Raw genomic sequence first — 23524 nt, 5'->3', positions numbered from 1 at the left:
CTTTACCATCATTTTAAGCGTTATTACATTTGTATCAAAACTTTGTTTTGTATCATAAAAACTACATAACATACTTATTATCAATAATTATTACTACAAAAAATCCAATTTATGAAAAAACTCTTATTGTTCTTTATTAGTCTTTTTTTTACTTACAATCTATCTGCACAAGACAAGTTTACTGTCAGCGGCTATATAAAAGATGCCTCCAATGGTGAAGGGTTGATTGGTGTTTCGGTGTTTGTTCAGGAAATCAAAACAGGAACACAAACTAATCCCTATGGTTTTTACTCGCTTACGCTTCCAGCTGGTACTTATAACATAGTTTTAACTTATGTTGGTTTTGAAAAAATTACAAAAAAAATTGAATTAAGCCAAGACCTAAAACTTGATGTCGAATTAAAAGACGATTCTAAGCTTTTACAAGAAGTTGTAGTTACAACTAAAAAAGCAGATGATAATGTCAAAAACATTGAAATGTCAGTGAATAAAATTGACATTAAAACGATGCAAAAAATGCCCGCTTTACTTGGTGAAGTTGATATTATTAAAAGTATTCAGTTTTTACCTGGCGTAACTTCAGTCGGTGAAGGTGCTTCTGGATTTAATGTTCGAGGCGGCGGAATTGACCAAAATCTTGTTTTGCTTGATGAAGCTCCTGTTTATAATTCTTCTCACCTTTTTGGATTTTTCTCGGTTTTCAATCCTGATGCCGTTAAGGATGTGAAACTCATCAAAGGGGGAATTCCATCTCAATATGGTGGCCGTGTTTCTTCTATTCTTGATGTTAGAATGAAAGAAGGAAACGCAAAAAAACCTCAATTTTCGGGTGGACTTGGAAGTATTTTTTCAAGATTTACTTACGAAAGACCTTTCTTGAAGGATAAAGGTTCGTTTATTGTGGCTCTTCGCCGCTCATATATTGATATTCTGGCAAAGCCTTTTCTAAATTCTGATTTAAAAGGAACAAGTTTTTATTTTTATGATTTTACTGCAAAAGCCAATTTTAGAGCCAACGAAAAGAATACTTTCTTCTTATCAGGGTATTTTGGTCGGGATACTTTTGGTGCTGATTTTGGTTTTAATTGGGGAAATGCAACAACCAGTTTTCGTTGGAATCATGTTTTCAACAATAAGCTTTTTTTGAATAACACTGTTTTTTACAGTAATTATGATTATGCCATCCAAACAGATTTAAAAAAGAAAAATGATCAAGACGCTTTTCGCTGGAAATCAAACATTATCACTTATAGCATAAAACCTGATTTTACTTTTTATCCTAATACCAAAAATACCGTAACTTTTGGTGGACAATTAACTTATTATACATTTAATCCAGGGCAAGCTGTTGCTATTTCTGGCGGTGTTGAAAGGTCAATTGGACTTGATGACAAGTTTGCATCCGAAAGTGCTATTTATCTTGGAAATGAGCAAAAAATCAACAACAAAATTTCGCTTCAATATGGCTTACGTTATTCTCTTTACAATTATTTAGGAAAAGGGAAAGCTTTAGAATTAAGTGCTTTAAACAATGATGGCGAAAGACGAACTGTTACTAACACAACCTTTTTTGACTGGGGAAAAAGTATTCAACAATACGGAAATTTGGAACCTCGTTTTGCTGCCAATTTCGGGCTTGGACAAGACAATTCAATTAAGTTAAGTTATAATCGTTTAGCTCAATATTTACATTTATTATCAAATACTTCAGCATCTTCTCCGCTTGATGTTTGGACTCCAAGCAGTAATAATATTAAACCTCAATTGGCTGACCAAGTTGCGTTGGGCTATTTTCACAACTTTAATGATAATCTTTTTGAAACATCTGTTGAAGTTTATTACAAGAAATTATACAACCAAATTGACTATGTAAGAAATGCTGATTTGTTATTGAATCCTGCTGTTGAAGCTGATTTGCTTTTCGGAAAAGGACGTGCTTATGGCGTTGAATTTTTCGTCAAAAAAACAAAAGGAAAATTTAATGGATGGATAAGTTATACGCTCGCTCGTACCGAACGAAAAATTGAAGGACTAAATCAAAACCAATGGTTTCCGAGTAGAATTGATAAAACTCATAATTTATCTGTCATTGGCATTTATGATTTAAACAAACGTTGGACTTTCTCTTCAAATTTTACGCTTAGTTCGGGCACTCCCGCAAGTTTTCCAACAAATAAGTTTATTTGGCAAGATTATGCTCTTCCTCACAATTTTTATGATACTCGTAATGCTTATAGAATTCCTGCATCTCACCGACTGGATATTGCTGCTACTCGTCAAACCAAGTACGCTTTTTTTAAACATGGTACTGGAGAATGGGTTTTTTCTGTTTATAATGTTTACAATCGTAGAAATCCTTTTTCTGTTTTTGTTCGCCAAAATGAAGCCGATCCAACTAAAACAGAGGCAGTTCGTTATGCTGTTTTCGGCTCGGTTATTCCAGCCGTTACTTATAATTTCAAATTCTAAATCGACTTTTATTTAAAAATAAAAACAAATGAAAATCTCACTTTCAATACTTATTATACTTTTTATTAGTGTTTCAATCTTTTCTTGTACCGATGTTATTGATTTATCAGTTAAAGACGGGGTTTCACAATTATCTGTTGATGCTTTAATTAATAATCAAGCAGAAACACAAACAATTAAATTAACCCTTACTCAAGGCTATTTTGATAATTCATCTGTTAAGCCTGCTTTAGGTGCAAGAGTTATCATTTTTGACCAAGATAGTGTAGCCTACGAATTTAAGGACTTGAAAAATAATGGTATTTACACTTTTGATGCTACTCAAAATCCAATCAATAAAATCGGTAAACAATATGCTCTCTATATTAATTATGCTGGCGAAGAGTATATTTCAGTGTCAAAATTGAATCGAGTTCCAACAATTGATTCGATTAGTTACGCAGTCGAAAAACTTCCTATTAAACCAGAGAATGGCCCACAAGAAGGTTTCCAGCCTCAATTTTATGCGAATGATTTTCAAGGAGAAGGGGATTGTTATTGGATTAAATCTGCGAAGAATAAAAAGTATTTTTCTAAAGCAAACCAAATTACTGTTGCTTATGACGCAGGTTTTAGTCCAGGTTCAAAAACAGATGGTTTGTTATTTATTTTACCAATAAGAACTTCCGTCGGGCGAGAATTATATGCTGACAAAGATACTCTGAAAGTTGATGTTTATTCTATCACTCAAGAACAATTTTATTATTTACAATTTGTTCAACAAGTATCTCAAGATGGCAGTTTGTTCTCTACACCACTTTCAAATTTACCAACTAATATTGTTAATCGAAACTCAAATTCAGCTAAAAAGGCTGTTGGATTTTTTGGACTGTCGGCGATTAGTACTCGTGAAGTTATTATTGATAAAAATAAAGCGAAGCCAAAACAGTAGTGATAATTGATTCAAAATAATTGCTTCCAAGTGCCTTTTAAGAGACTATATTTCAAGGTACTTGGAAGTGCCTTCCAAAAGTACTTATTCATTTCTACAGCAAAAGAAGGCTGCATATAGCAGTTGATTACACATCCTTCACACTCTTTCAATTTTCCTTCTAAAGCAATAATATCCTTTACCACTTCCGACGAATATAATTCTGCGAGTCTTCCTTCAATAGCAAATTCTTTTGTTCCTAAATGATAGCATGGAAGGATAAGTTTGTTTTCTGGTGAAATAACAATCGTACTTGAGGCAGCCTTACAGATTGGATTATTTATATTATTTCCTCCATCTTTTCTTAACTCTATAAAAGCTTCGTTGAGATAAACGTTTTTTTGTTTCCCCCACCACAATAGCTTTTGTAAACTTTTCTCTGAAAGGTTTTCTCCAGTTTCAACATTGTTATAATTGAACACTGGATTTAGAATCAACACTAAATCATTTGGTTGTGTAATTTCCTTCCAAACTCTTTCTATTTTATCTATATTTTGTTCAAAAACTGTAAACAAAATGTCAGGTCGTTCATTATTTTCCTTCGTAATTTGTATTGAATCAAGTATTTTATCGAAACACTTTACCCCTCTCGAAATATTGTGTTCTTCTTCATCAGGCGAATCTAATGAAAAGTGAAGCATATCTATTTTGCCTTTTAGCCGTTCGGAATATTTTGGATATAGAAGACAGTTAGTTGTCACTGTTGTGATAAAGCCAGCTTTTTTAGATTCTTCCAAAAACAGGTCTAATTCCCGATGTAGTAAAGGTTCTCCGCCTGTGAAATCAATAACCTTTACCCCTAACTTTTTTAGGTCTTTTAAATTTTCTCGGAAATTCTCAATTGTAATGTAAGGTGAAGGTTTTTCCCAAATATCACAAAAACTACATGTAGCATTGCAGCGATATGTTACATAATAGTTGCAAAGAATTGGGTGATTGATTATCCTCATTTGAGTTTTATTTTTTGGAATTACAGATTATGAAAACCTGTAATTCCAAATCAATCTATTTTATTGTATCATTCTTAAAAGGCTTGCCAATTTATCTTTTAAGTCTTTTCTATCAACTATAAAATCAAGAAAACCGTGTTCAAGCACAAACTCGGCAGTTTGAAATCCTTTCGGTAATTCTTTGCCAATGGTTTCTTTAATTACTCGTGGTCCAGCAAAACCAATTAAAGCTTCTGGTTCAGAAATATTAAAATCGCCTAGCATCGCATACGAAGCTGTAACACCACCTGTTGTTGGGTCAGTTAGTAATGAAATATAAGGAAGCTTTGCTTCTGCCAATTGGGCTAATCTTGCCGATGTTTTTGCCATTTGCATCAGTGAGAAACCTGCTTCCATCATTCTAGCACCACCAGATTTTGAAATCATCAAAAAAGGTAATTTATGTTCTAATGCGTAAGCTATTCCACGTGCTATTTTTTCTCCTACGACCGAACCCATCGAACCGCCAATAAAGCTAAAATCCATACAGGTTATTACTATATCAATTTCAGACATTTTACCGTAGGCTGTTCTTGCTGCATCTTTTAAGCCTGATTTTTTTTCAGTTGCTCTTACTCTATCAACATACGATTTTGTATCAATAAACTTTAAAGGGTCGCCTGAATGTAGGTTTGCATCTAATTCGTTATATTCCCCATCATCAAATAATATTTGGAAATATGCTTCTGAACCAATTTTCTCATGGTAGTTACAATTGATACACGTGAAGGCATTTAATTTATGCTCTCTTGTGTGCATTGCTTTCTTACAAGTTGGACATTGATACCAAAGCCCATCTGGGGCTTCACGTTTCATTTCCGTTGGAGTCTGAATTCCTTTATCTGTTCTCTTAAACCAAGACATATTTGTTATTGTATTTTGAGGGGACAAAGGTAAATAATCTTAGGCGTTGATTTAAAGATTTATTCTTTTTTTATAAACTTGTTATTTCTAAAAACTAGAAATCTCGCCAATTTAGCGGGATTTCAACATGGATTTGATTTTAATATCGGTTCTTTTTATCTGGTAAATAGCCCTTTTTTTCAATATCATTTACAAAAAAAGTATCCTCCCTCCTACCATCTGGATAAATTCTCATTGCTTTTCCATGCTTTACATTATTTTCAACTCTCACTACTAATCTTATATTATTATTAAATATAAAATACCCTTTTTCGTCATTCATTACACCATCTTTATACTTACCCACATACTTATCCCCATTTTTAAAGAAAAAAGAACCGCTTCCATTATATTTTCCATTTTTAAAATTTCCAACATATTTTTTTTCTCCGTCAGCATAATATTCTACGCCTCTTCCATCTCGTTTACCATTTCTCCATTCGCCCTCATATTTTTCTTCTGTTTTCGGATTTACCATTTTCCCGAAACCATTATTACAATCTCCTTCAAAACATCCTCCTTTCTTATTTTTTTCTCCTTCTTTTTCAACGTTAGTTGAAGTAGTAACTATTATTTCTGGCTTTTTTGTTGGTACTTCTGAGTTCTCCACTTGTTTATCCACATTATCCACACTTCCTTTATTTTCTGATGTTTGGGGATATGTTCTCGTTTGTGGTGGAACTTGCTGAGGAATTGTTCGTGGTTGTGTTTGTGGTTCTTGAGTCTGATTTCGTTGAGGCGAAATCACGACACTTCCATCATTTTTCTTTATATTTGGATATAGGTCTTGGGCATTATCATATCCTTTTTTTATTGCAGCCAACCGTTTTGGTCTTGCTGGGTGTGTTCCGCCATCATAATCTGATGTTAGTTTATTAATTGCTGCTTGAGCATCTTTCAGCGATGCACCCATTTGATACATAACAAAGCCCGAGAATTCATCTGCTTCTAACTCCTTTGCGGGGTCACTGCCACCTTCTATAATCGTATGACCTTGCAAATGATGTCCTATTTCATGTGCTAAAATACTTAATGCTCCCCAATCTGATTTCGATAAATCATTCGCTTTTTTCATGAATGACCCATCATAGACTATTAGGCGAGTTTGTCCTTGAATTGCTGCAAAACAATTATCGGTATTGGGGCATTCCATTACATAAAAATTTCGTTTTAATCCGCTTCTTCTCACAATTTCATCAACGGCTTTCTCCGCAACTTCTTTTGAACGAAAACTAAATTGACTACAAAATGCTTTTTCATTTATCTTTTGTCCGTAATAGTTATAACCCAACGATTGAACTTTTTCTTCCTGTGCATTTGCCACAATTACTATTGTGGATAACACTGTGGAGAGTGTGCATAACATGTATTTCATTGGAAAGTGTTTTTTATTTGGTAATAATTTTAAAACGAGGAAATGTTCTTCGATATGCTTTCGGGGAAGTTTGTTAACACTATTTTAAAAAAAACGCCTCAAAGTCGAAATGTTTGAGGCGTTTCAATAGTATAAATGAAAATAGAATTAATTTATTGTATCTCCTCTTAAATTTCTAAATCGTTTACGTGCTTCTGCTCCATAAATACTTCCTGGAAATTTTTGTAATACCTCTCTGTATAATTCCATTGCTTTATCTTTTTGATTTAAGTTTTCTTCATAAATTTTTGCCTCCAAAAATAAAGCGTCATCTGCCAAAATATCAAAATTGTAATTTTTACGAAGTATTTCTAAATCTTCTAATGCTTTTTGTGCTTGATTAATTTTAAGGTGTGTATTTGCCCTTAACCACAAAATATCATCTGCTAAGCTGTGTGACTTATACTTTTCAAAAATAATATCTAGGGCAATCATTGCTTCAGAATTTTTATTTTGGAAAAGTAATAAATCAATATTAGCATATTCTTTCATTGCTGCCTCAGAAGTATCTAAACCAATATTGTCTTGAATTAATAAGCTTAGTTGCATTGCATCGTTTGCAATTTCACGTGTTGTGGCTTTTTTCAAGATGTCCAGTACTTCTTTTGACAAATCAAATTCACCATTGTAATAGTGAAGTTTTGCATTTCTTAATTTTGCTTCTTGTCCGAGTTGGTCTTCTTTTTGCGATTTTTCAACTTGTGAATATAATAAAGTCGCTTCCCAAGGTTCATTTTTTAGTACATAAATATCCCCCAAATCAAGCTTGCATTTATCTCTAAAAGCATTATCCGAACCTGCAATCATTATGGCAGTTTCGAGCACTGTTATTGCTGTATCTCTTTCATTTAAGTAAAAAGCATATAACTGAGCAGTATTTCTTAGGGCTTCCATTGTTTTCACATTTCTTCCTAAATCTGAAAACAATCCTTGGTAATCTTTAATTAAGCCTCTAATATCATTGATATTTACAGGATAGGTTGTTTTTACTATTTCCTCTTTACAAAAAATCGCATTTCGTCTTGCATAAGTATAATATTGTCCTTGTGGATATTCTTTCATCACATACTCATACATTTGGATTGCATTCCTGAATTCTTTGTTTACAAGTGTTGTTTGAGCCAATTCAAAAACTCTTTGTCCATCTTGTTTTAATCTTCTATCTATTGCTCTTGTTTGTATAAATGCTTTAGTAAACTCTTTCTGTTGAATTAAATGCCAGATCAGCAGGTCAGTGTAGTATTGTTCACTTGGAAACTTCTGTACCTTGCTATAAAGGGCTTTTTCGAGCATATCTACTTCAGCTTCTGTTTTAATATTGTCTTGTAATGTTGCTTTTACATAATCTTGATTGCCTTCCAACAAGCCATATTTTAAAATTTCTTCCACCATAGGTTCTTTTTGTCCGTTGTATAAATACGCCCTTGCCAACAAGATTGCATATTTATTATCATCCTTACTGGTTTCTCTTCCTTTTTTTAGGAGTTGTACAACTTGTTCGGTTTTTGAGTTTTTATACAAAAAGTCTTGTAGCTCGTAAATTGTACCTTCTGCTCTTGCGGCAAAGTCAATTAATAAATCTAACTCCTTTTCTGCTTCTTCTATTTTCCCAGTCATTTCAAGCAAGCTTGTATAATCCGCTCGAAAGATTAATCCGTTATTATCGTTGCTTTTAATTTGTCGTTTTAGATATTTTTCTGCTTCTTCAAAACTTTTCAGTTTAAAGAGACATTGAATATAGTTTTGATGAATCAATCGAATATTGTTTTTGTCTTTTGCAATTTTTTGAAAAAGGTCTTTTGCCTTTTCATATTCTCCTTGTTTAAAATATTCATTGGCCAATTCAATCTCTTGTCCGAATGACATCCAATGAATTGAAAAGAATAACAGAATCAACAAATAGCGTTTCATAATTTCTTAAAAAAAAAGAATAATATATTAATTTTAATTATTGTTATTGGTTATTATGCCTGTGGAAATGTGAATAAACATTTAATGTTGACAATCTATACTTTTTGTATGTCAATAAATAATCATGTTTTCCACACGTTTAGTATTTTAATTAACACTTATTTTATTGATTATCAATTCTAATACCAGTTATTTACATCTTTGTAAATTATTATTGTGTTAATTAAATTCGATTCTATTAACACTATGTGTCCACGTTAATTAACACGGTGTGGATTGAGGATAAACCCTATGTTTTGTTCGATTTCCACTAGCTTTGATTTCTTTCCACGTATTCAAATACTTTCCCACAGTCGTTTCAACCATTGCTTTTGTACAAATAACGTTTAATCCACATCCTTTTCCACAATTTTTTTTGGATATTTTTTATTTTGAATTGACCTTTTAAGGACTTGTTTTTGTCTCAATTATTTTATTATCAATCCTCGCACTTCAAAATTGCTTTTGAGCCTAATGGGTTCTGCATAAAATTGTATTGCTTCTGGTTGAATATTCTTTTCTACGTTGCCAAAATCCCAAAATCCGTTGCCATTTGCATCTTTTATTATTCTCAATAGATAAATACCGGGTTTAATATTTTTGAATAGAAAGCTTTCTTTCGCTTCTTGTTCTGCTACTACTTCATACTTTTCATTTATTATTTGTATGATTTTATTTCCTTTTTTATCTTCAAAAGTGCCTTCAATTAAGGCATAGTTTTCTGATTTTAATATTGGGTTTTTCAGAATTTGTGTTTCATTCGAATCACCTTTTATGCTTATAAATAACCCTTTATTCATTATTATTTTTACTTCTCTTTTTGCATTTATTTCTTTTGTGATTACCAATTTGTTTCTATATTTATTCCATTTTACATTACTTGTATCAATTTTTTCTTCTCTTATTGTATCTGATAATATTTTCAATTTTGTCAAATCAAAAGTCATAACTGGGATTTTGAAATTTATTTCATACTTAATTTTGTTTTCAATATCTTCCCCAGATTGTGGTTTTATCTCATAATTTAGGTACTCGTTTTTCTTGGTTTTCTTTTTTTCAGGGTCTCTAAATTTGATTTTTTGTACATGTGTCAATATATTATTACTTGAATCTGTGACCGTAATATTTACTTTTAATGTATCTGTTCTTTGCTTTGTATTAAAGAATTTTATTTCTTTTCCTTCAAAAATATTAGGAATACTATCATTTGAATTATTGAAACTCACCTCATACGATTTAATATTTTTATCATATAGTACCGTATAGTCCTCTGCTCTTGCTAACCCTTTTTGATTTTTTGGTTTTTCATTATTAGCGTTTGCTATCAATAAATCTATATTTGTCAGGTTTTTTATTAAATTTAAAGTATCGTTTCTAAATCCAATAGATTCTGTTTTTGTGTCATATTTTAGATTACTGTTTTTATCTAAAAAGCCATATATTTTATATTTACCGCTTTTTAAATTTTCAAATTGATAATTCCCACTTGAATCTGTTTTAATAAAATAATCAGGTTTTGTCTTTTTCAAATCTATCGAATCCTGTAGTTTATACAATGCGATATTTGCCTCCAGTATTGGCTGGTTGGTTAACAGACTTTTTACATTTCCATTTATTTTTAGTGAATCAATTGTATTTCCAGTACTAAAAACAACTTTTAGATTTTTTGCTTCGTTTCTTTCATTTACATCTTTTATTCCTTTTCTAAAGTTTAAAGTATATGTAGTACTATCTTTAAATGCCTTGTCAAATTTTAAAATTACTGTATTTGATTTTGCTTTAATGTCGTAAGTTCCTTCTATGTCTGGTATTATTAAAAGTTCTTGTCTTAAACTCGTAACATCAATCAATTCATCAAATGTCAAACTAATTGATTTTTCTTTAAAGTTTTTCTGTCCCGCTTTTGGATTTGAATTAATTAATTTTGGCTGTACTTCATCCTTCTTTCCACCTGTTGGAGGTACAAATTGAGCACATCCACACATTACTAGAATAATAATTAGTATTAAACCATTATTTCTTTTGTTTACTATCATATAATTATTCATGTTCAATTTATTTTCACAATGTTTTTAATTTTTATCCAAAATAATACCCCCAAGTTATAAACAATTGAGGGTATTATTCTGAAAACTACTATTTTAGTGTTATTTATTGTTATTTATCTATTTTCAAATATTCAGATATTAATATATTTTTCTTAATTTGGTTTCATTTTCTCCAGTATTAAGTATTTTTCTTCCCAATATATTTTGTTGTAAAAAAAACACTTCTTTAAATACTGTTTTTTTATTTTAATTGCGAAAGTTATTCTAACCCTATAATCTGCTAAAACAATGTTGATTCTTTTACTTTTATTATTTATTTTTATTGGTCTTTTTCTTCGTTTGACAACTGTTAAAAACGAACTTTATGCACCAAAATCTTATATGTTAAATTTGAATACTCGTCCTTCTCTTTCTATTCATTATTAGCATATTGTTTATTTTACCTTCCTAGGTGAATCATAATTACTGAAATATCTGCTGGTGAGACTCCACTTATTCTAGAGGCTTGCCCTAAAGTTTGTGGCTTTATTTTCTTAAGTTTTTGTCTTGCTTCAATCGAAATAGAATGTAATCTTTCATAATCAAAGTTTGGATTGATATTTAAATCTTCCAAACGAGACATTTTTTCGGCCATTAGTAATTCTTTTTCTATGTAGCTTTCATACTTTACATGAATAACTGCCTGTTCAATCACTTCTTCGTCGAAGTTTCTCAAATATTCAGCCATTTCATTATCCAAGGTTTTGATATGTTCAATATCAATTTCGGGTCTTTTTAGAATACTATAAAATGATGATTTTTCTCTCAACATAGCTGAACCTATTTGTTCTAGATATCCGTTTGCATCGTCTGGAGAAATTTTCCTATTTTTTATTTCTTTTACAATTTTCTCTGAAGTTTCTTTTTTGTAAAGAACTCTTTCTAATCTATTCTCGTCTGCCAATCCTAAGTGATATCCTTTCACAGTTAGTCTTATATCTGCGTTATCTTGTCTTAACAAAGTGCGAAATTCCGCTCTTGAAGTAAACATTCTGTATGGTTCATCCGTTCCTTTATTTACAAGATCATCAATTAGAACTCCTATATATGCTTCGTTTCTTTTAAGTATAAATTCATCTTTTTCATGCACTTTGTTATGTGCATTTATTCCAGCCATTAATCCTTGGCATGCAGCTTCTTCATATCCTGTCGTTCCATTTATTTGTCCTGCAAAATAAAGGTTTTCTATTAAGTGCGTTTCTAGTGTTAATTTTAATTGAGTTGGGGGAAAAAAATCATATTCAATTGCATAACCTGGTCTAAACATTTTTACATTTTCAAAACCTTTTATTTTTGTTAACGCTTCGTACTGGATTTCTTCAGGTAATGATGTTGAAAAACCATTGATATACATTTCTACCGTATTCCAACCTTCAGGCTCTACAAATATTTGGTGATGATCTTTATCTGCAAATCGATTGATTTTGTCTTCAACTGATGGACAGTATCTTGGCCCTAAGCCTTTGATTCTTCCACTAAACATTGGAGATTTGTCGAATCCTTTTCTTAGTACTTCGTGAACTTTTTCGTTTGTATATGTTACATAGCAACTCCTTTGCTTGGTAAGTTTTGGTGTATTTGTGTATGAAAACTTTTCTGGATTATCATCTCCTTTTTGTTCTTCCATAAAATCCCAGTTCAAAGAACGCCCATCTATTCGTGGCGGAGTTCCTGTTTTCATTCTTCCTGATTCAAAACCTAGTTCTACTAATTGTTCAGTTATTCCATGAGCAGCTTTTTCTCCTGTTCTTCCTCCTCCAAAGTTTTTCTCACCAATATGTATTTTACCATTTAAAAATGTACCATTGGTTAGTACCACACTTTTGCTTTTTATTTCAATACCCATCCCTGTACGCACTCCTACCACCCTATTGTTCTTTATTATCAGTCCTTCTATCATTTCTTGCCAAAAGTCAAGGTTTGGGATGTTTTCCATCGTATCTCTCCATTCTTGGGCAAACATCATTCTATCACTTTGGCATCTTGGACTCCACATTGCTGGTCCTTTAGAACGGTTAAGCATTCTGAATTGAATCATTGTCTTATCACTTATAATTCCAGATTGACCACCTAAAGCGTCTATTTCACGAACTATTTGTCCCTTTGCGACACCACCCATTGCTGGGTTACATGACATTTGAGCTATGGTATGCATATTCATTGTTACCAATAATACTGACGAGCCCATTTTTGCTGCACTTGCTGCTGCTTCACATCCTGCATGACCAGCACCCACTACAATTACATCGTATTCTTTAAACATTGTGTTTTTATTTATGTTTCCACGTGAAACGTTTGTGTTTTTATAAAATCCATTGTTTCACGTGAAACGTGAAAATTTTGTATTGTTTATTGGATGATTTCCTTCCGATAAACGGTGTTAAAAATAAGTAAAGTAAAAGTGTTTGAAAAAGGGATAATTAAAGCCATATAATAGAACCTGTTCAAAATTAATTAATAGTGGATTAATTAAAGAAACAAAAAAGGGACGCAATTGGTGCGTCCCTGCAAATTTAAGAAGAATAATGTTTACTTAATTTTTCTGAAATAATTATCAGTTTGTTTCTTATAGAAAGGTGTATAATTGGGAGGAACTGTGCGAATTAATTCCACTTGCTTTTGTTTTTCCTGTAAAAACTTATCCATTGAAGGTGGAGAAGAACGATTAAATTGTTGAGCTGCTTTAGATTGACGAGTTGGATCTTCTTCTTGTTGTTGAACCGCCTTCTCCGCTTCAAGCAAACGAGTTTGAACATCACGAGAGCGTTTTATTAAATCTGGATTGATTCTTTTATTAACTAAATCAGTTTCGTTTTCGTCCATTTTTTTCTCGAGTTCTTTTAATTCATTACCTAGCTTTTTGCCAATTTCAGTGCCTTTTAATTCATCTTGCATTTGCTTGATACGTTTTCTAAGTTGCGATTGTTCTTGTGCAAGCTTAGCAGCTTCTTCTGATAAGCCTCTTCCAGATTTGCCTGACTTAGAAAGCTTTTCCATAGATTTGTTTAAATCATCCTGCTTTTCTCCAATTGACATAGGAGAAGCACCTTTTCCTTTCTTACCTTTTCCGCCTTGCCCAGGCATAGCATTAGCCATCATTTGTTGCATTTGACTAAAAGTGTCGCTGAGCATTAATGCAAGGTTATTGATGGCGGTCATTGAGAATTGTTGTTTAGCTGATGCCACATTCAGTTTACGTTCTTTGATAAACTTTACACTTTCATCCATTGAGTTTCTCATAGAAGTAACTTCTTTTGTAACGAAAGATTGAATCTGAAGAACTCTTTTAGCAAGAGAATATAAACTGTCTTCAATCATTTTGGCATCATCTTGAAGTTTAAGTTGCTCTTGTGAAAGTTTAACAAAACGAGGGTCAGACACATTCATGCTACGGAAATCTTTCATTATCTTTTCTTGGTCAAAAGAAAGTTTAACAAGGTTTTCAAGAATCGCTCTTAAAGCATCCATATCTTCATCCATTTCTTTCATTTCTTGGCTCTTCATAGATTCTTTCATTTTCTGAGCCATTTGCTTCATTTTCTTGGCAGCTTTCTTTTGATTCTTAGCAGCGGAATCATTTTGATTTTCCTCAAGTTGTTGCTCTGAATTTTCTTGATCATTCGAAATTTCTTCCTGTTCTTCTTTTTGTTGGTCAATCTCTTTTTTTAATTCTTTACTTAGTTTTTCGATATCTTTCAATTGTTCTTTTTTATCATCAAACTCTTTAGATAATTTTTCTTGTTCCTTTTTTAAATCATCATTTTTCGCATCTTTTTGTTGAGTGTTTTGCTCTTTGCCATTTTTTTGAGTTTCATCAGCAAGTTTTTCTTGTTTTTCAGCAAGCTTTTCTAATTCATCAGCTGCCTTTTCAACTTTCTGCTGCAATTGTAGTTGCTTGAATAGTTTAAGTGTTCTATCAATATCTTTATCGATATTACGCTCTTGATTTTTGAGTTTTTCTAATTGTTCAACTGTTTTTTCATCAAGCCCTTTTTCCATCATTTTTTTCAACTCTTCATACATTTTGTTGGTTTCATCATTCATGACTTCATCCATAAGTTTTTTGAGTTGCTCCATTTTTTGTTGGAGTTCAGGAGATTGTTGTTGAAAACGATTTGTTTTTTCTTGCATTTTTTCAAATTGTTCTTGCAAGGCTTTCATTTCAGAAACGAGCTCATCACGCTTTTTTAATAATTCCTCTAATTGTTTTTTCTCTTGAAAGTCTAAGTCTTTTTTACTTTTCAGTTTATTCTCAAGATTGTTAAGGTCATTCTTTAATTTCTTAGATTTTTCATTTAGCTTTTCAAGCATGTTTTCGGTCTTCTCAGTGGCTTTTTCAACTTCGGCTTCATAATTCTTCACTGAAGGCAAAGAAAACGTCAGAATGGGCGTTTTTGTGCTTTTAGAGCCATTCACACCATCATTATCCCAAAGCTGTAGGAAGTATTCAACTTTTTCACCAGGATTGAGCTTCAAATCAATAAGTGGAAACTGGTAATAGAAACTCTGAGATATTTGAGATTTGTTGAATGCGACATCAATAGAAGTAAAAACAGGCGTTTGATTGAGTGAAGATTCACGTACTGGACGATAAAAAAGTTTAAATAGAGCTAAACCATAATCATCATTTATATTTCCTCCCAAAACTATATAGTTGAAAAGCGTAGTATCTCGAATTTGCTCTAATTGAATTTGCGGATATTTATCAGGAATAACGTTAATGTAAAAATCAATGTTTTCTCGATTAGAGCTAAATTCATTATTAAGTTGAATTTTATAAGAAGAAGAGTTTTTTAAGCGACGTACATAAGAAAAGTTATCGCCAAAGCCATCTTTAGATAAATGCTTAGGTTCATTTTCAAATAATAAATATAGAGAATCTGTATTTGTAGCACGGAAATTCCATTCAACAGTAGTTCCTTCGGGTACGACAAGGTTTCCAACATTATCAAAACTTTCGTTAGATTTATTGAGATAAGAAGGATAATTTAAGGAAACATCAAAAGAAAGTAAATTTGGCCGACTAATTAATTCGAGTTCAAATTCATTAGATTTAAAGCCAGAAGCTAAAAAATGAAAATCAACAGGATTTTGAACTTTCGAGAAAACAAAAGTATAGTGTTTATTATCAACCGAATTCATTTTAAACTTACGGTCATTGGCGACTAAATAAACAGCTTCCGGAACTGCATTACCAATCAAAGTAAGGCTCAAGTTAAAATCTTCGTTTTTAACAGCTTTTAGTTCAGAATTAGTAATTTTAAACTTAAAAGGGGCTTCTTCAGCGAAATCTTTTTGAAAGTAAACAATTCGTTCTGTGCTACTTTTAAAAAATTTAGGTGAGATAGCTGCAATCAATAAAATAAGTATTAGTGGAGGAATGGTATATTTTAGATACTTTTTATTTTCATTGATTTTAATGGCGTCCGCAAATTTAACAAATCTCAACTCATTTGTTTTTTGACTAATGCTTGCTTGAAGCAGAGAATTGTCAGTATCTGAAAGTTGAGCTAACTGAAGCGTATTCAACAGCCTATCTCCTACCTCGGGAAAAAACTTGCCAATTTCTTGAGCAGCTTTTTCATAAGTTAAAGGTTCATTAAAGTGAAAAAGATAAAGTAAAGGCTTTATTATCCAATAAATAATTGAATAAATAACCAAAGCTAAAAAAGCAAAAAACAATAAAGCTCTAATTGTAGAGTTAAAACGACCAAAATATTCTACTGTATTAACAAGCAAAAAAGAGGAGAATATCAAAGCCAATGTAAATAAAGACCCTTTAATGAGTAGGTTTTTATAGTACTTTCGTTTATAATCATCTATTTTTGAAAAAATAGATTTTACAGATATTGACATGATTTATATGAGTTTAATAAATTTTAAAGTAAACAAAGTTCTATTGGACAATGGTCAGACATCAATTGTTCGGGATAAATGGCAGCATTTTTAAGTTGATTTTTTAGACCCACAGAAACAAAATGATAATCTATTCGCCAACCAAGGTTTTTTTGTCTTGCACCAGCTCGATATGACCACCAAGAATAATTATGTGGTTCTTGGTTAAAATACCTGAATGAGTCTATATAACCCATATCAAGAAATTTGCCAACCCATGCACGTTCTTCAGGTAGGAACCCAGATGAATTTGCGTTACTCTTAGGGTTATGGATGTCAATCTCCCGATGACAGATGTTTACGTCACCGCTAATGATTAAATTTGAAAAATCTTTTTGAAGTTCTTGAATGTAAACGTAAAATTCGTCTAAGAATTTTATTTTTAATCCTTGTCGTTCATCGCCAGAAGTGCCAGAAGGGAAATAGGCACTAATGATAGAAAAAGAATCGAAATCAGCACGAAGAACTCTGCCTTCAGAATCATACAAATGATTACTAATTCCGTATTCAACATGATTTGGTTTTTGCTTAGATAAAATAGCAACGCCACTATAACCACGTTTTTGGGCAGGATACCAATAGCAAAAAAAGCCTAATTCTTCAAAAAGGGGGCTAACCAACTCTGTTTCTGATAATTTGATTTCTTGTAAACATAGAATATCAGGTTTACTTATTTGTAGCCAAGAAATAAGACCTTTATTGATTGCCGAACGAATACCGTTAACGTTGTAAGAAATGATTTTCATATTTAGTAAAAATTTTAGATTAGAAAGATTAATATTTTTACAAAAAAATAAATTATATGTGAAGTCCAACCTCTTTTCTGAAATATTCTAATACAAAATGTTTAAGAAGTTTTTCTTGTGAAAGTATATCAAAATTGGGTAATGGGTTAATTAATTTCCAATGAGGCCAACCATCTTGGTCTCTTCCTTCAAGTTCGTAGTAATTTCCAAAGCTTAAAACTTTACAAATTGCAATGTGCATTAAGTCTTGTTTTTGCTCTTTTGTAAAAACTTTTTTACCTTGTCCAAGTTCTTGAACGCCAATGAGAAATAAAACGCCATTAAGGTCTGTTGGTTTTTTGCCAAGGTTATTCTTTAAAAAATTTAATAACGTTTGCCAGTTTTCTTTTAAAATATTGTCTTCTTGATTCATACATACATATTATTTACACACAAACTTAAACAAACACTATGAAATGGTTTACGCATTTTTTAGATATAATCTATCCAAGATGCTGCGAAGCATGTGGAGATACACTTTTAGGCGGAGAAAATCTTATTTGTATAAAATGTATCGTAGACTTACCAAGAACAAATTCACATATTGAAAGTCTAGAACAAATTTCAAATCGGTTTTGGGGTAAACTTTTAGTTTCTAATACGCTAACGTTTATGAAGTTTTCACAAAAAGGAAAAGTTCAAAAGCTTTTACACGAACTTAAATATAGAAATAAACCAGAAGTTGGGAGGCTGCTTGGAAAATTATATGGGGTTGATTTAAAAACAGTTGGCTTTGAAAATAAAATAGATGTATTGATAGGTGTACCGTTGCATGAGAGCAAACAAAAACAAAGAGGATATAACCAAGCAGATTGTATCGCTGAAGGCCTCTCAGTGGCATTAAATAGGCCGTTTGAATGTAAAGCTATAAAAAGAAATATTCATACAGATACGCAAACAAAGAAAAGTAGATATGAACGATTTCAAAATGTGGAAAACATATTTGAAGTAGTGGATAAAGATAAAATAGTGGGTAAAAGAGTTGCAATAGTCGATGATGTATTAACAACTGGAGCTACGATTGAGTCTTTCGGTAAAACACTGTTAAATGCTGGAGCTAAAGATATATCAATTATAACGATTGCTGCGGCCTTCTAAAAATAAAAAATCCCCTCTTTTTGGGAGGGGATTTTAAAATTCGTTTTATAATTTTCGTTTACCTTTTGGACCAATTGCAATCATAGCACAACGGAAACCAATAGTTGCAGTAGAAGAATCTTGGTCTAGATAACGGCGAGTACCTGGTGATAACCAATAAGCTACGTCGTTCCAAGAACCTCCTTTATAAACTCTCAAATTATTATCAATTAATGAATTAAAGTTCTTTTTATCGTACATTTTTTCTTCATCTAAGAAATCATTACGACGAATTGGATTTAAGTCATTCACATCTTGGAAAGAGTTTGGTCGGTAAAGGTCATAAACCCATTCGTTTACATTACCACCCATATTATATAATCCAAAATCATTAGGTGGGAATTCGTAAACTTCCATAGTAATAATACCTCTATCGTTTTGATGCCCAGCGATACCAGCATAATCACCACGACCACGCTTGAAATTGGCAAGCATTGTACCTTTTTGTTTGCCCTTGTTTTTACGCATCGAAGAGCCATCCCAAGGATAAATACGTTGATTTGACTGATTTTCATCCATATATTGAGTTCCAATCATGGCTTTTGCAGCATATTCCCATTCTGCTTCAGTTGGAAGGCGATATGCTGGAAGCACATTACCAGATTCAATGGCTAAACGACCGCCAGTTTTAGCAGTTGGAGCTTCAGCAACAGGTTCTCCTTTCTTTTTCTTACCAAATCCTTTAGCATTATTTTTAGCTGTCTTGGTTTTATCACCAAATCTTTTTGCCATTTCCCCGTTAACAGCTTCTGTTCTCCATTTACAAAAATCTGAAGCTTGAACCCAAGAAACACCAACAACTGGGTAGAATCTAAAACCAGGATAACGTAAGTATTGGTCTGTGAATTGGTCGTTGAATGAAAGTTTGTTTAGCCAAACCGTTGTATCAGGAAGAGCTGTTTCATAAAACTCTTGAGAAGAATCTTTTTGAATAGCATGAAGGTATTCCATCCAGTGAAGATTCGTAATTTCAGTTTCATCCATATAGAAAGACGAAACTGTTACAGTTCTTTCAAGGTTATCACGAGAAAAAGTCACATCTTCTTCAACAGTTCCCATCGTAAATCGACCACCTTCGATAAAAACTAGGTTCGGTCCAGCAGGTTGACCCTTAAAGTCTTTCACTTGTAATCCTTCAGGCTCTTTCCCTTTCTTACTTTTTTTGCCATAAGTAATTCCTGTTGCAGTACTTTTACGACCAGGATTAATACTTGAAGCTTTCTTTTTGCTCGAACAACCACTTAGAATTAGCGTTAAAGCTAATGCAACCGCAGTCGAACTAAAAAGTAGTTTTTTCATTTTCGGAATGATTTTTGTTAATTAAATTCGTTTTGCAAAAATAGGTAATTCAGTATATATTTCAGTAAAAATCTGAAAATCAATTAATTAAGAATGTTGATGTTTTAGACAATACCACTCAATAATTTATCTAAATCATCAATAGATTGTACTTTTTCAACCGTTAGAAGCAGTTTAGACTTGATTTCTTTAAGTGAACAATGCTTTGGATTAGTTTTAATATAATCAAGAATTTTGCCAAACTTTTCGGTCTGAAAATATTCTGTACGCTCTTGTGAAACGAAGTATCCTTTGAGTATATTGTTTTTTAATGTTAATTTTTCAAATCCTATTTGCTCGGCTTTCCATCTAATTCTGGCTATTTTAAACAAATTTTTCACTTCTGATGGCATCGGTCCAAATCTATCAATGATAGACTTTTGGAATTCTTGAAGTTCTTCTTCTTTTTCAATGTTATCTAGTTGATTATAAAGAGAAAGTCTTTCAGAAATATTGCTAACGTACTTTTCAGGAATAATGATTTGCAAGTCAGTTTCAATCTGGCAATCTGGTAAATGTAAATCTTCAATCGAAGATAAATCTTTCATGAATAAGTCTTTAAATTCATTTTCTTTCAATTCTTGAACAGCCTCATCAAGAATTTTATGATAAGTTTCATAACCTAAATCATTGATAAAACCGCTTTGCTCAGCACCTAATAAATTTCCTGCACCTCGAATATCTAAATCTCTCATTGAAACTTTAAAACCATCGCCCAAATCCGAAAACTCTTCGAGGGTTTGTAAGCGTTTACGTGCATCTTTAGAAAGAAGAGAAATGGGCGGAGTTAACAAATAACAAAAAGCTTTTCTATTTGAACGCCCTACCCTACCTCGCATTTGATGTAGGTCTGACATACCAATGTTTTGAGCTTGATTAATAATGATTGTATTTGCATTTGAAATATCAAGTCCTGACTCTATAATATTAGTTGAAACCAAAATATCGTATTCGCCTTCGATGAATTTCATCATCACTTTTTCTAATTTATCACCATCCATTTGACCATGAGCAATACCAATTTTGGCGTCTGGAACAAGGCGTAAAATAATATTAGCAATTGACTCAATATCATTCACACGGTTATGTACAAAGAAAACTTGTCCACCTCTTTTAAGTTCATAACTTATTGCGTCACGAATCAATTCTTCTTTAAAAACATGAACCTCCGTAGTAACAGGTTGACGATTTGGTGGTGGAGTTGAAATAATAGAAAGGTCTCTAGCACCCAATAATGAAAAATGGAGTGTTCTAGGAATCGGTGTTGCAGTTAATGTTAAAACATCAACATTATGTTTTATCTCTTTTAAGCGGTCTTTTGCTTTGACACCAAATTTTTGTTCCTCATCAATAATTAACAAACCCAAATCTTTAAAATCAATATCCTTATTTAGTATTCGATGCGTACCAATTAATATATCTGTTTTCCCTTCCTTTATGTTTTTTAAGGTTTGGGCAATTTCTTTAGAAGAACGAAAACGACTTATTTCTTCAACATTTACAGGTAGTTTTGATAATCTTTCTGCAAATGTTTTATGGTGTTGCATGGCCAAAATTGTAGTGGGAACTAAAACAGCAACTTGTTTACTATCAGCAACTGCCTTGAATGCGGCACGAATGGCAACTTCAGTTTTTCCAAAACCAACATCTCCACAAACTAATCTATCCATTGGATACGGTTTTTCCATGTCGTCTTTTACATCATTAGTTGCTTTAGCTTGGTCAGGCGTATCTTCATAAAGAAAAGAAGATTCAAGTTCTGCTTGCATGAAACCGTCTCTTGAAAATTGAAAACCAGGTGCTAATCGACGTTTGGCATAGAGTGAAATAAGCTCTTTTGCAATATCTTTTACTTGGCGTTTAACCTTTGATTTCTTGGTTTCCCACTCACCCGAACCCAATTTGCTCATCGTCGGAGGAGTTCCTTCTTTTCCAGAATATTTTGCTATTTTATGGAGTGAATGAATATTGACAAGTAAAATATCATTATCACGATAAATTAACCGTACAGCTTCTTGTTCTTTGTCTCCGACCGTAATTTTTTCTAATCCTGCAAATCGACCGATACCATAATCAATATGTGTAACAAAATCACCAGTTTGAAGTGACTTTAATTCTTTCAAAGTAAGGGCTTTTGACTTGCTGAATTTATCACGCACTTTAAAACGATGATAGCGGTCAAAAATTTGATGGTCAGTGTAGCAAGCGAATTTTGTAAGTTCATCAATAAAACCAGCACGAAGTGAAATTTCTAGTGATTGAAATTTGGTTAGTGGGTCAATTTCATTAAAAATAGAATCCAATCGATTAAGTTGTTTGACCGAATCAGATGTAATTAAAGTAGTAATGCCATTTGATTGATTTTCCTTGACGTTATCAATAAGTCTTTTAAAATCCTTATTAAAAGAAGGTTGTGCTTTTGACGGGAAAATCATTTTTTCAGCATCCTTGAAATATAATTTTGTGCCAAATTCTACTACATTAAACTTTTTGATTTCATTCAAATATGTTCTTCGAGTCTCGAAAAGTTCTTCGGGTTTTAGTATTAATTTAATTCCGCCGCTTTGATCGAGTATTTTTTGAAATTGTTGTTCAACATTATTAAAACAATCTTCAATACATTCCAAAGAGTATTCTACGTCTTTTATCCATATTGAACTTTTATTGCGAAAAAAATTAAAAAACGATTCTCTATTTTCTTGAATTAATTTACTCTGTACATCTGGAATAATGTTAATTTGATTCACTTCTTGCAATGAAAGTTGACTTTCGGGGTTGAAAAGCCTAATACTATCGATGTCATCTCCAAAGAGTTCAAGGCGACATGGAAATTCGGAAGCATAAGAAAAAACGTCTACAATTCCACCTCTAATTGAAAATTGTCCAGGTTCATAAACAAAATCAGTTTTTTCAAAATCATAGGAAACCAATAGTTCTGAAATAAAACTAACATCAAGTTTTTCACCAACCTTAACTTGAAGTGTATTGGCAATCAAAGATTTTTTATTAATTACTTTTTCCGATAAAGCTTCTGGATATGTAACAATAAGCAAATTTGACTTGTCATTATTAAGTTGATTTAATACTTCCGAACGTTGAAGCACATTAGCATTATCAATTTCCTCATACAAATAAGGTTTTTTATAAGACATTGGAAAAAGAAAAACATTTTCTTCTCCAATCAGATTTTGTAAATCGTTATAAAAATAGGCGGCATCTTCTTTGTCATTTAAAACAAAAATATGGTGCTGAGGATTGAGTCGGTAATTGATGCAAGCAATGATTGCATCCAAACTACCAGAAAGCCCTTTTAGTTGAACATTCTTTTTGGACTTTATTTCTTCGATAAGTGTTTTAATAAAACTATCTTCTTCGTAGATTTTTAATAATTCGTAAGCTTTCACAATTTTGTAAATTTATAAATACAAAAGGGACGCAGATTGTTTTCTGCGTCCTGAAAATATTGAGCAAAGGTAAAAAAGACAAAATAACAATGTATAAAAGTGTCTAAATATTTTATGTTTTAATGGCTAATGCCAATTTTAACAAAATTTCATAAAGTACTTAATACTAGGGTTTTATGAATT

At 32.1% G+C, this 23524-nt stretch carries 14 protein-coding genes; 3 read left to right on the top strand and 11 right to left on the bottom strand.

All coding sequences use genetic code 11. The features are described from left to right. Positions 1 to 111: 111 nt before the first annotated feature. Together MJQ71_RS15070 and MJQ71_RS15065 are read left to right on the top strand one after the other, a co-directional pair. Entirely contained in the window at positions 112 to 2469 is a 2358-nt protein-coding gene (locus MJQ71_RS15070; RefSeq protein ID WP_238807458.1) for a TonB-dependent receptor, read from the top strand. Between the two features lie 28 nt (positions 2470 to 2497). Then, positions 2498 to 3400, top strand: a complete 903-nt coding sequence (locus MJQ71_RS15065) for a DUF4249 domain-containing protein (protein ID WP_238807457.1) — start codon at positions 2498 to 2500, stop codon at positions 3398 to 3400. Between the two features lie 11 nt (positions 3401 to 3411). Here MJQ71_RS15065 and MJQ71_RS15060 read toward each other — a convergent pair whose 3' ends face one another. The 9 genes from MJQ71_RS15060 to MJQ71_RS15020 all read right to left on the bottom strand — a co-directional run bounded on the left by MJQ71_RS15060 (position 3412) and on the right by MJQ71_RS15020 (position 17835). Then, a complete protein-coding gene (locus MJQ71_RS15060; protein ID WP_238807456.1) occupies positions 3412 to 4389 on the bottom strand; it encodes a radical SAM protein in 978 nt (325 codons plus the stop codon). A 60-nt stretch (positions 4390 to 4449) separates the two neighbouring features. Continuing rightward, positions 4450 to 5292 (bottom strand): acetyl-CoA carboxylase, carboxyltransferase subunit beta, encoded by an 843-nt coding sequence (gene accD / locus MJQ71_RS15055; RefSeq protein ID WP_238807455.1) that lies wholly within the window; start codon positions 5290 to 5292, stop codon positions 4450 to 4452. A 139-nt stretch (positions 5293 to 5431) separates the two neighbouring features. Beyond that, on the bottom strand, positions 5432 to 6655 hold the full coding sequence (locus MJQ71_RS15050; RefSeq protein WP_238807454.1) for a hypothetical protein: 1224 nt from the start codon (positions 6653 to 6655) through the stop codon (positions 5432 to 5434). Positions 6656 to 6853: 198 nt separating this feature from the next. Next, positions 6854 to 8656 carry a tetratricopeptide repeat protein gene (locus MJQ71_RS15045; protein WP_238807453.1) on the bottom strand — a complete coding sequence of 601 codons (1803 nt, stop codon included), beginning with the start codon at positions 8654 to 8656 and terminating at the stop codon, positions 6854 to 6856. A 467-nt stretch (positions 8657 to 9123) separates the two neighbouring features. Further along, positions 9124 to 10743: an Ig-like domain-containing protein gene (locus tag MJQ71_RS15040; protein WP_238807452.1), complete on the bottom strand. Its 1620-nt coding sequence runs from the start codon at positions 10741 to 10743 to the stop codon at positions 9124 to 9126. A 439-nt stretch (positions 10744 to 11182) separates the two neighbouring features. Continuing rightward, the gene (mnmG, locus tag MJQ71_RS15035) at positions 11183 to 13045 is read right to left on the bottom strand and encodes a tRNA uridine-5-carboxymethylaminomethyl(34) synthesis enzyme MnmG (RefSeq protein WP_238807451.1); all 1863 of its coding nucleotides are present in this window, start codon (positions 13043 to 13045) and stop codon (positions 11183 to 11185) included. Between the two features lie 266 nt (positions 13046 to 13311). Next, positions 13312 to 16638 carry a DUF4175 family protein gene (locus tag MJQ71_RS15030; RefSeq protein ID WP_238807450.1) on the bottom strand — a complete coding sequence of 1109 codons (3327 nt, stop codon included), beginning with the start codon at positions 16636 to 16638 and terminating at the stop codon, positions 13312 to 13314. Positions 16639 to 16661: 23 nt separating this feature from the next. Then, positions 16662 to 17423, bottom strand: a complete 762-nt coding sequence (locus MJQ71_RS15025; RefSeq protein WP_238807449.1) for an exodeoxyribonuclease III — start codon at positions 17421 to 17423, stop codon at positions 16662 to 16664. Positions 17424 to 17475: 52 nt separating this feature from the next. Continuing rightward, positions 17476 to 17835 (bottom strand): hypothetical protein, encoded by a 360-nt coding sequence (locus MJQ71_RS15020; protein ID WP_238807448.1) that lies wholly within the window; start codon positions 17833 to 17835, stop codon positions 17476 to 17478. A 38-nt stretch (positions 17836 to 17873) separates the two neighbouring features. On the opposite strand from MJQ71_RS15020, the gene MJQ71_RS15015 reads away from it, so the two are divergent. Further along, positions 17874 to 18560: a ComF family protein gene (locus MJQ71_RS15015; protein ID WP_238807447.1), complete on the top strand. Its 687-nt coding sequence runs from the start codon at positions 17874 to 17876 to the stop codon at positions 18558 to 18560. Between the two features lie 45 nt (positions 18561 to 18605). Here the strand turns inward: MJQ71_RS15015 and MJQ71_RS15010 are convergent, their stop codons facing one another. After that, positions 18606 to 19898 (bottom strand): SUMF1/EgtB/PvdO family nonheme iron enzyme, encoded by a 1293-nt coding sequence (locus tag MJQ71_RS15010; protein WP_238807446.1) that lies wholly within the window; start codon positions 19896 to 19898, stop codon positions 18606 to 18608. Between the two features lie 104 nt (positions 19899 to 20002). Next, positions 20003 to 23341, bottom strand: coding sequence for a transcription-repair coupling factor (mfd, locus tag MJQ71_RS15005; protein ID WP_238807445.1), 3339 nt, complete (start codon positions 23339 to 23341; stop codon positions 20003 to 20005). Positions 23342 to 23524: the final 183 nt, after the last annotated feature.

The sequence above is a fragment of the Emticicia aquatica genome (assembly GCF_923079645.1).
In the GTDB taxonomy this organism is placed as follows: Bacteria; Bacteroidota; Bacteroidia; order Cytophagales; family Spirosomataceae; genus Emticicia; species Emticicia aquatica.
This window is presented reverse-complemented; position numbering and strand designations above follow the sequence as displayed.

What these genes read in the sequence shown, in the direction of transcription:
- MJQ71_RS15040 (WP_238807452.1), bottom strand. Translation starts at nt 10,743, where the DNA reads ATGAATAATTATATGATAGTAAACAAAAGAAATAATGGTTTAATACTA.
- mnmG (WP_238807451.1), bottom strand. Translation starts at nt 13,045, where the DNA reads ATGTTTAAAGAATACGATGTAATTGTAGTGGGTGCTGGTCATGCAGGA.
- MJQ71_RS15020 (WP_238807448.1), bottom strand. Translation starts at nt 17,835, where the DNA reads ATGAATCAAGAAGACAATATTTTAAAAGAAAACTGGCAAACGTTATTA.
- MJQ71_RS15010 (WP_238807446.1), bottom strand. Translation starts at nt 19,898, where the DNA reads ATGAAAAAACTACTTTTTAGTTCGACTGCGGTTGCATTAGCTTTAACG.
- accD (WP_238807455.1), bottom strand. Translation starts at nt 5,292, where the DNA reads ATGTCTTGGTTTAAGAGAACAGATAAAGGAATTCAGACTCCAACGGAA.
- MJQ71_RS15070 (WP_238807458.1), top strand. Translation starts at nt 112, where the DNA reads ATGAAAAAACTCTTATTGTTCTTTATTAGTCTTTTTTTTACTTACAAT.
- MJQ71_RS15025 (WP_238807449.1), bottom strand. Translation starts at nt 17,423, where the DNA reads ATGAAAATCATTTCTTACAACGTTAACGGTATTCGTTCGGCAATCAAT.
- MJQ71_RS15045 (WP_238807453.1), bottom strand. Translation starts at nt 8,656, where the DNA reads ATGAAACGCTATTTGTTGATTCTGTTATTCTTTTCAATTCATTGGATG.
- MJQ71_RS15015 (WP_238807447.1), top strand. Translation starts at nt 17,874, where the DNA reads ATGAAATGGTTTACGCATTTTTTAGATATAATCTATCCAAGATGCTGC.
- MJQ71_RS15065 (WP_238807457.1), top strand. Translation starts at nt 2,498, where the DNA reads ATGAAAATCTCACTTTCAATACTTATTATACTTTTTATTAGTGTTTCA.
- MJQ71_RS15060 (WP_238807456.1), bottom strand. Translation starts at nt 4,389, where the DNA reads ATGAGGATAATCAATCACCCAATTCTTTGCAACTATTATGTAACATAT.
- MJQ71_RS15030 (WP_238807450.1), bottom strand. Translation starts at nt 16,638, where the DNA reads ATGTCAATATCTGTAAAATCTATTTTTTCAAAAATAGATGATTATAAA.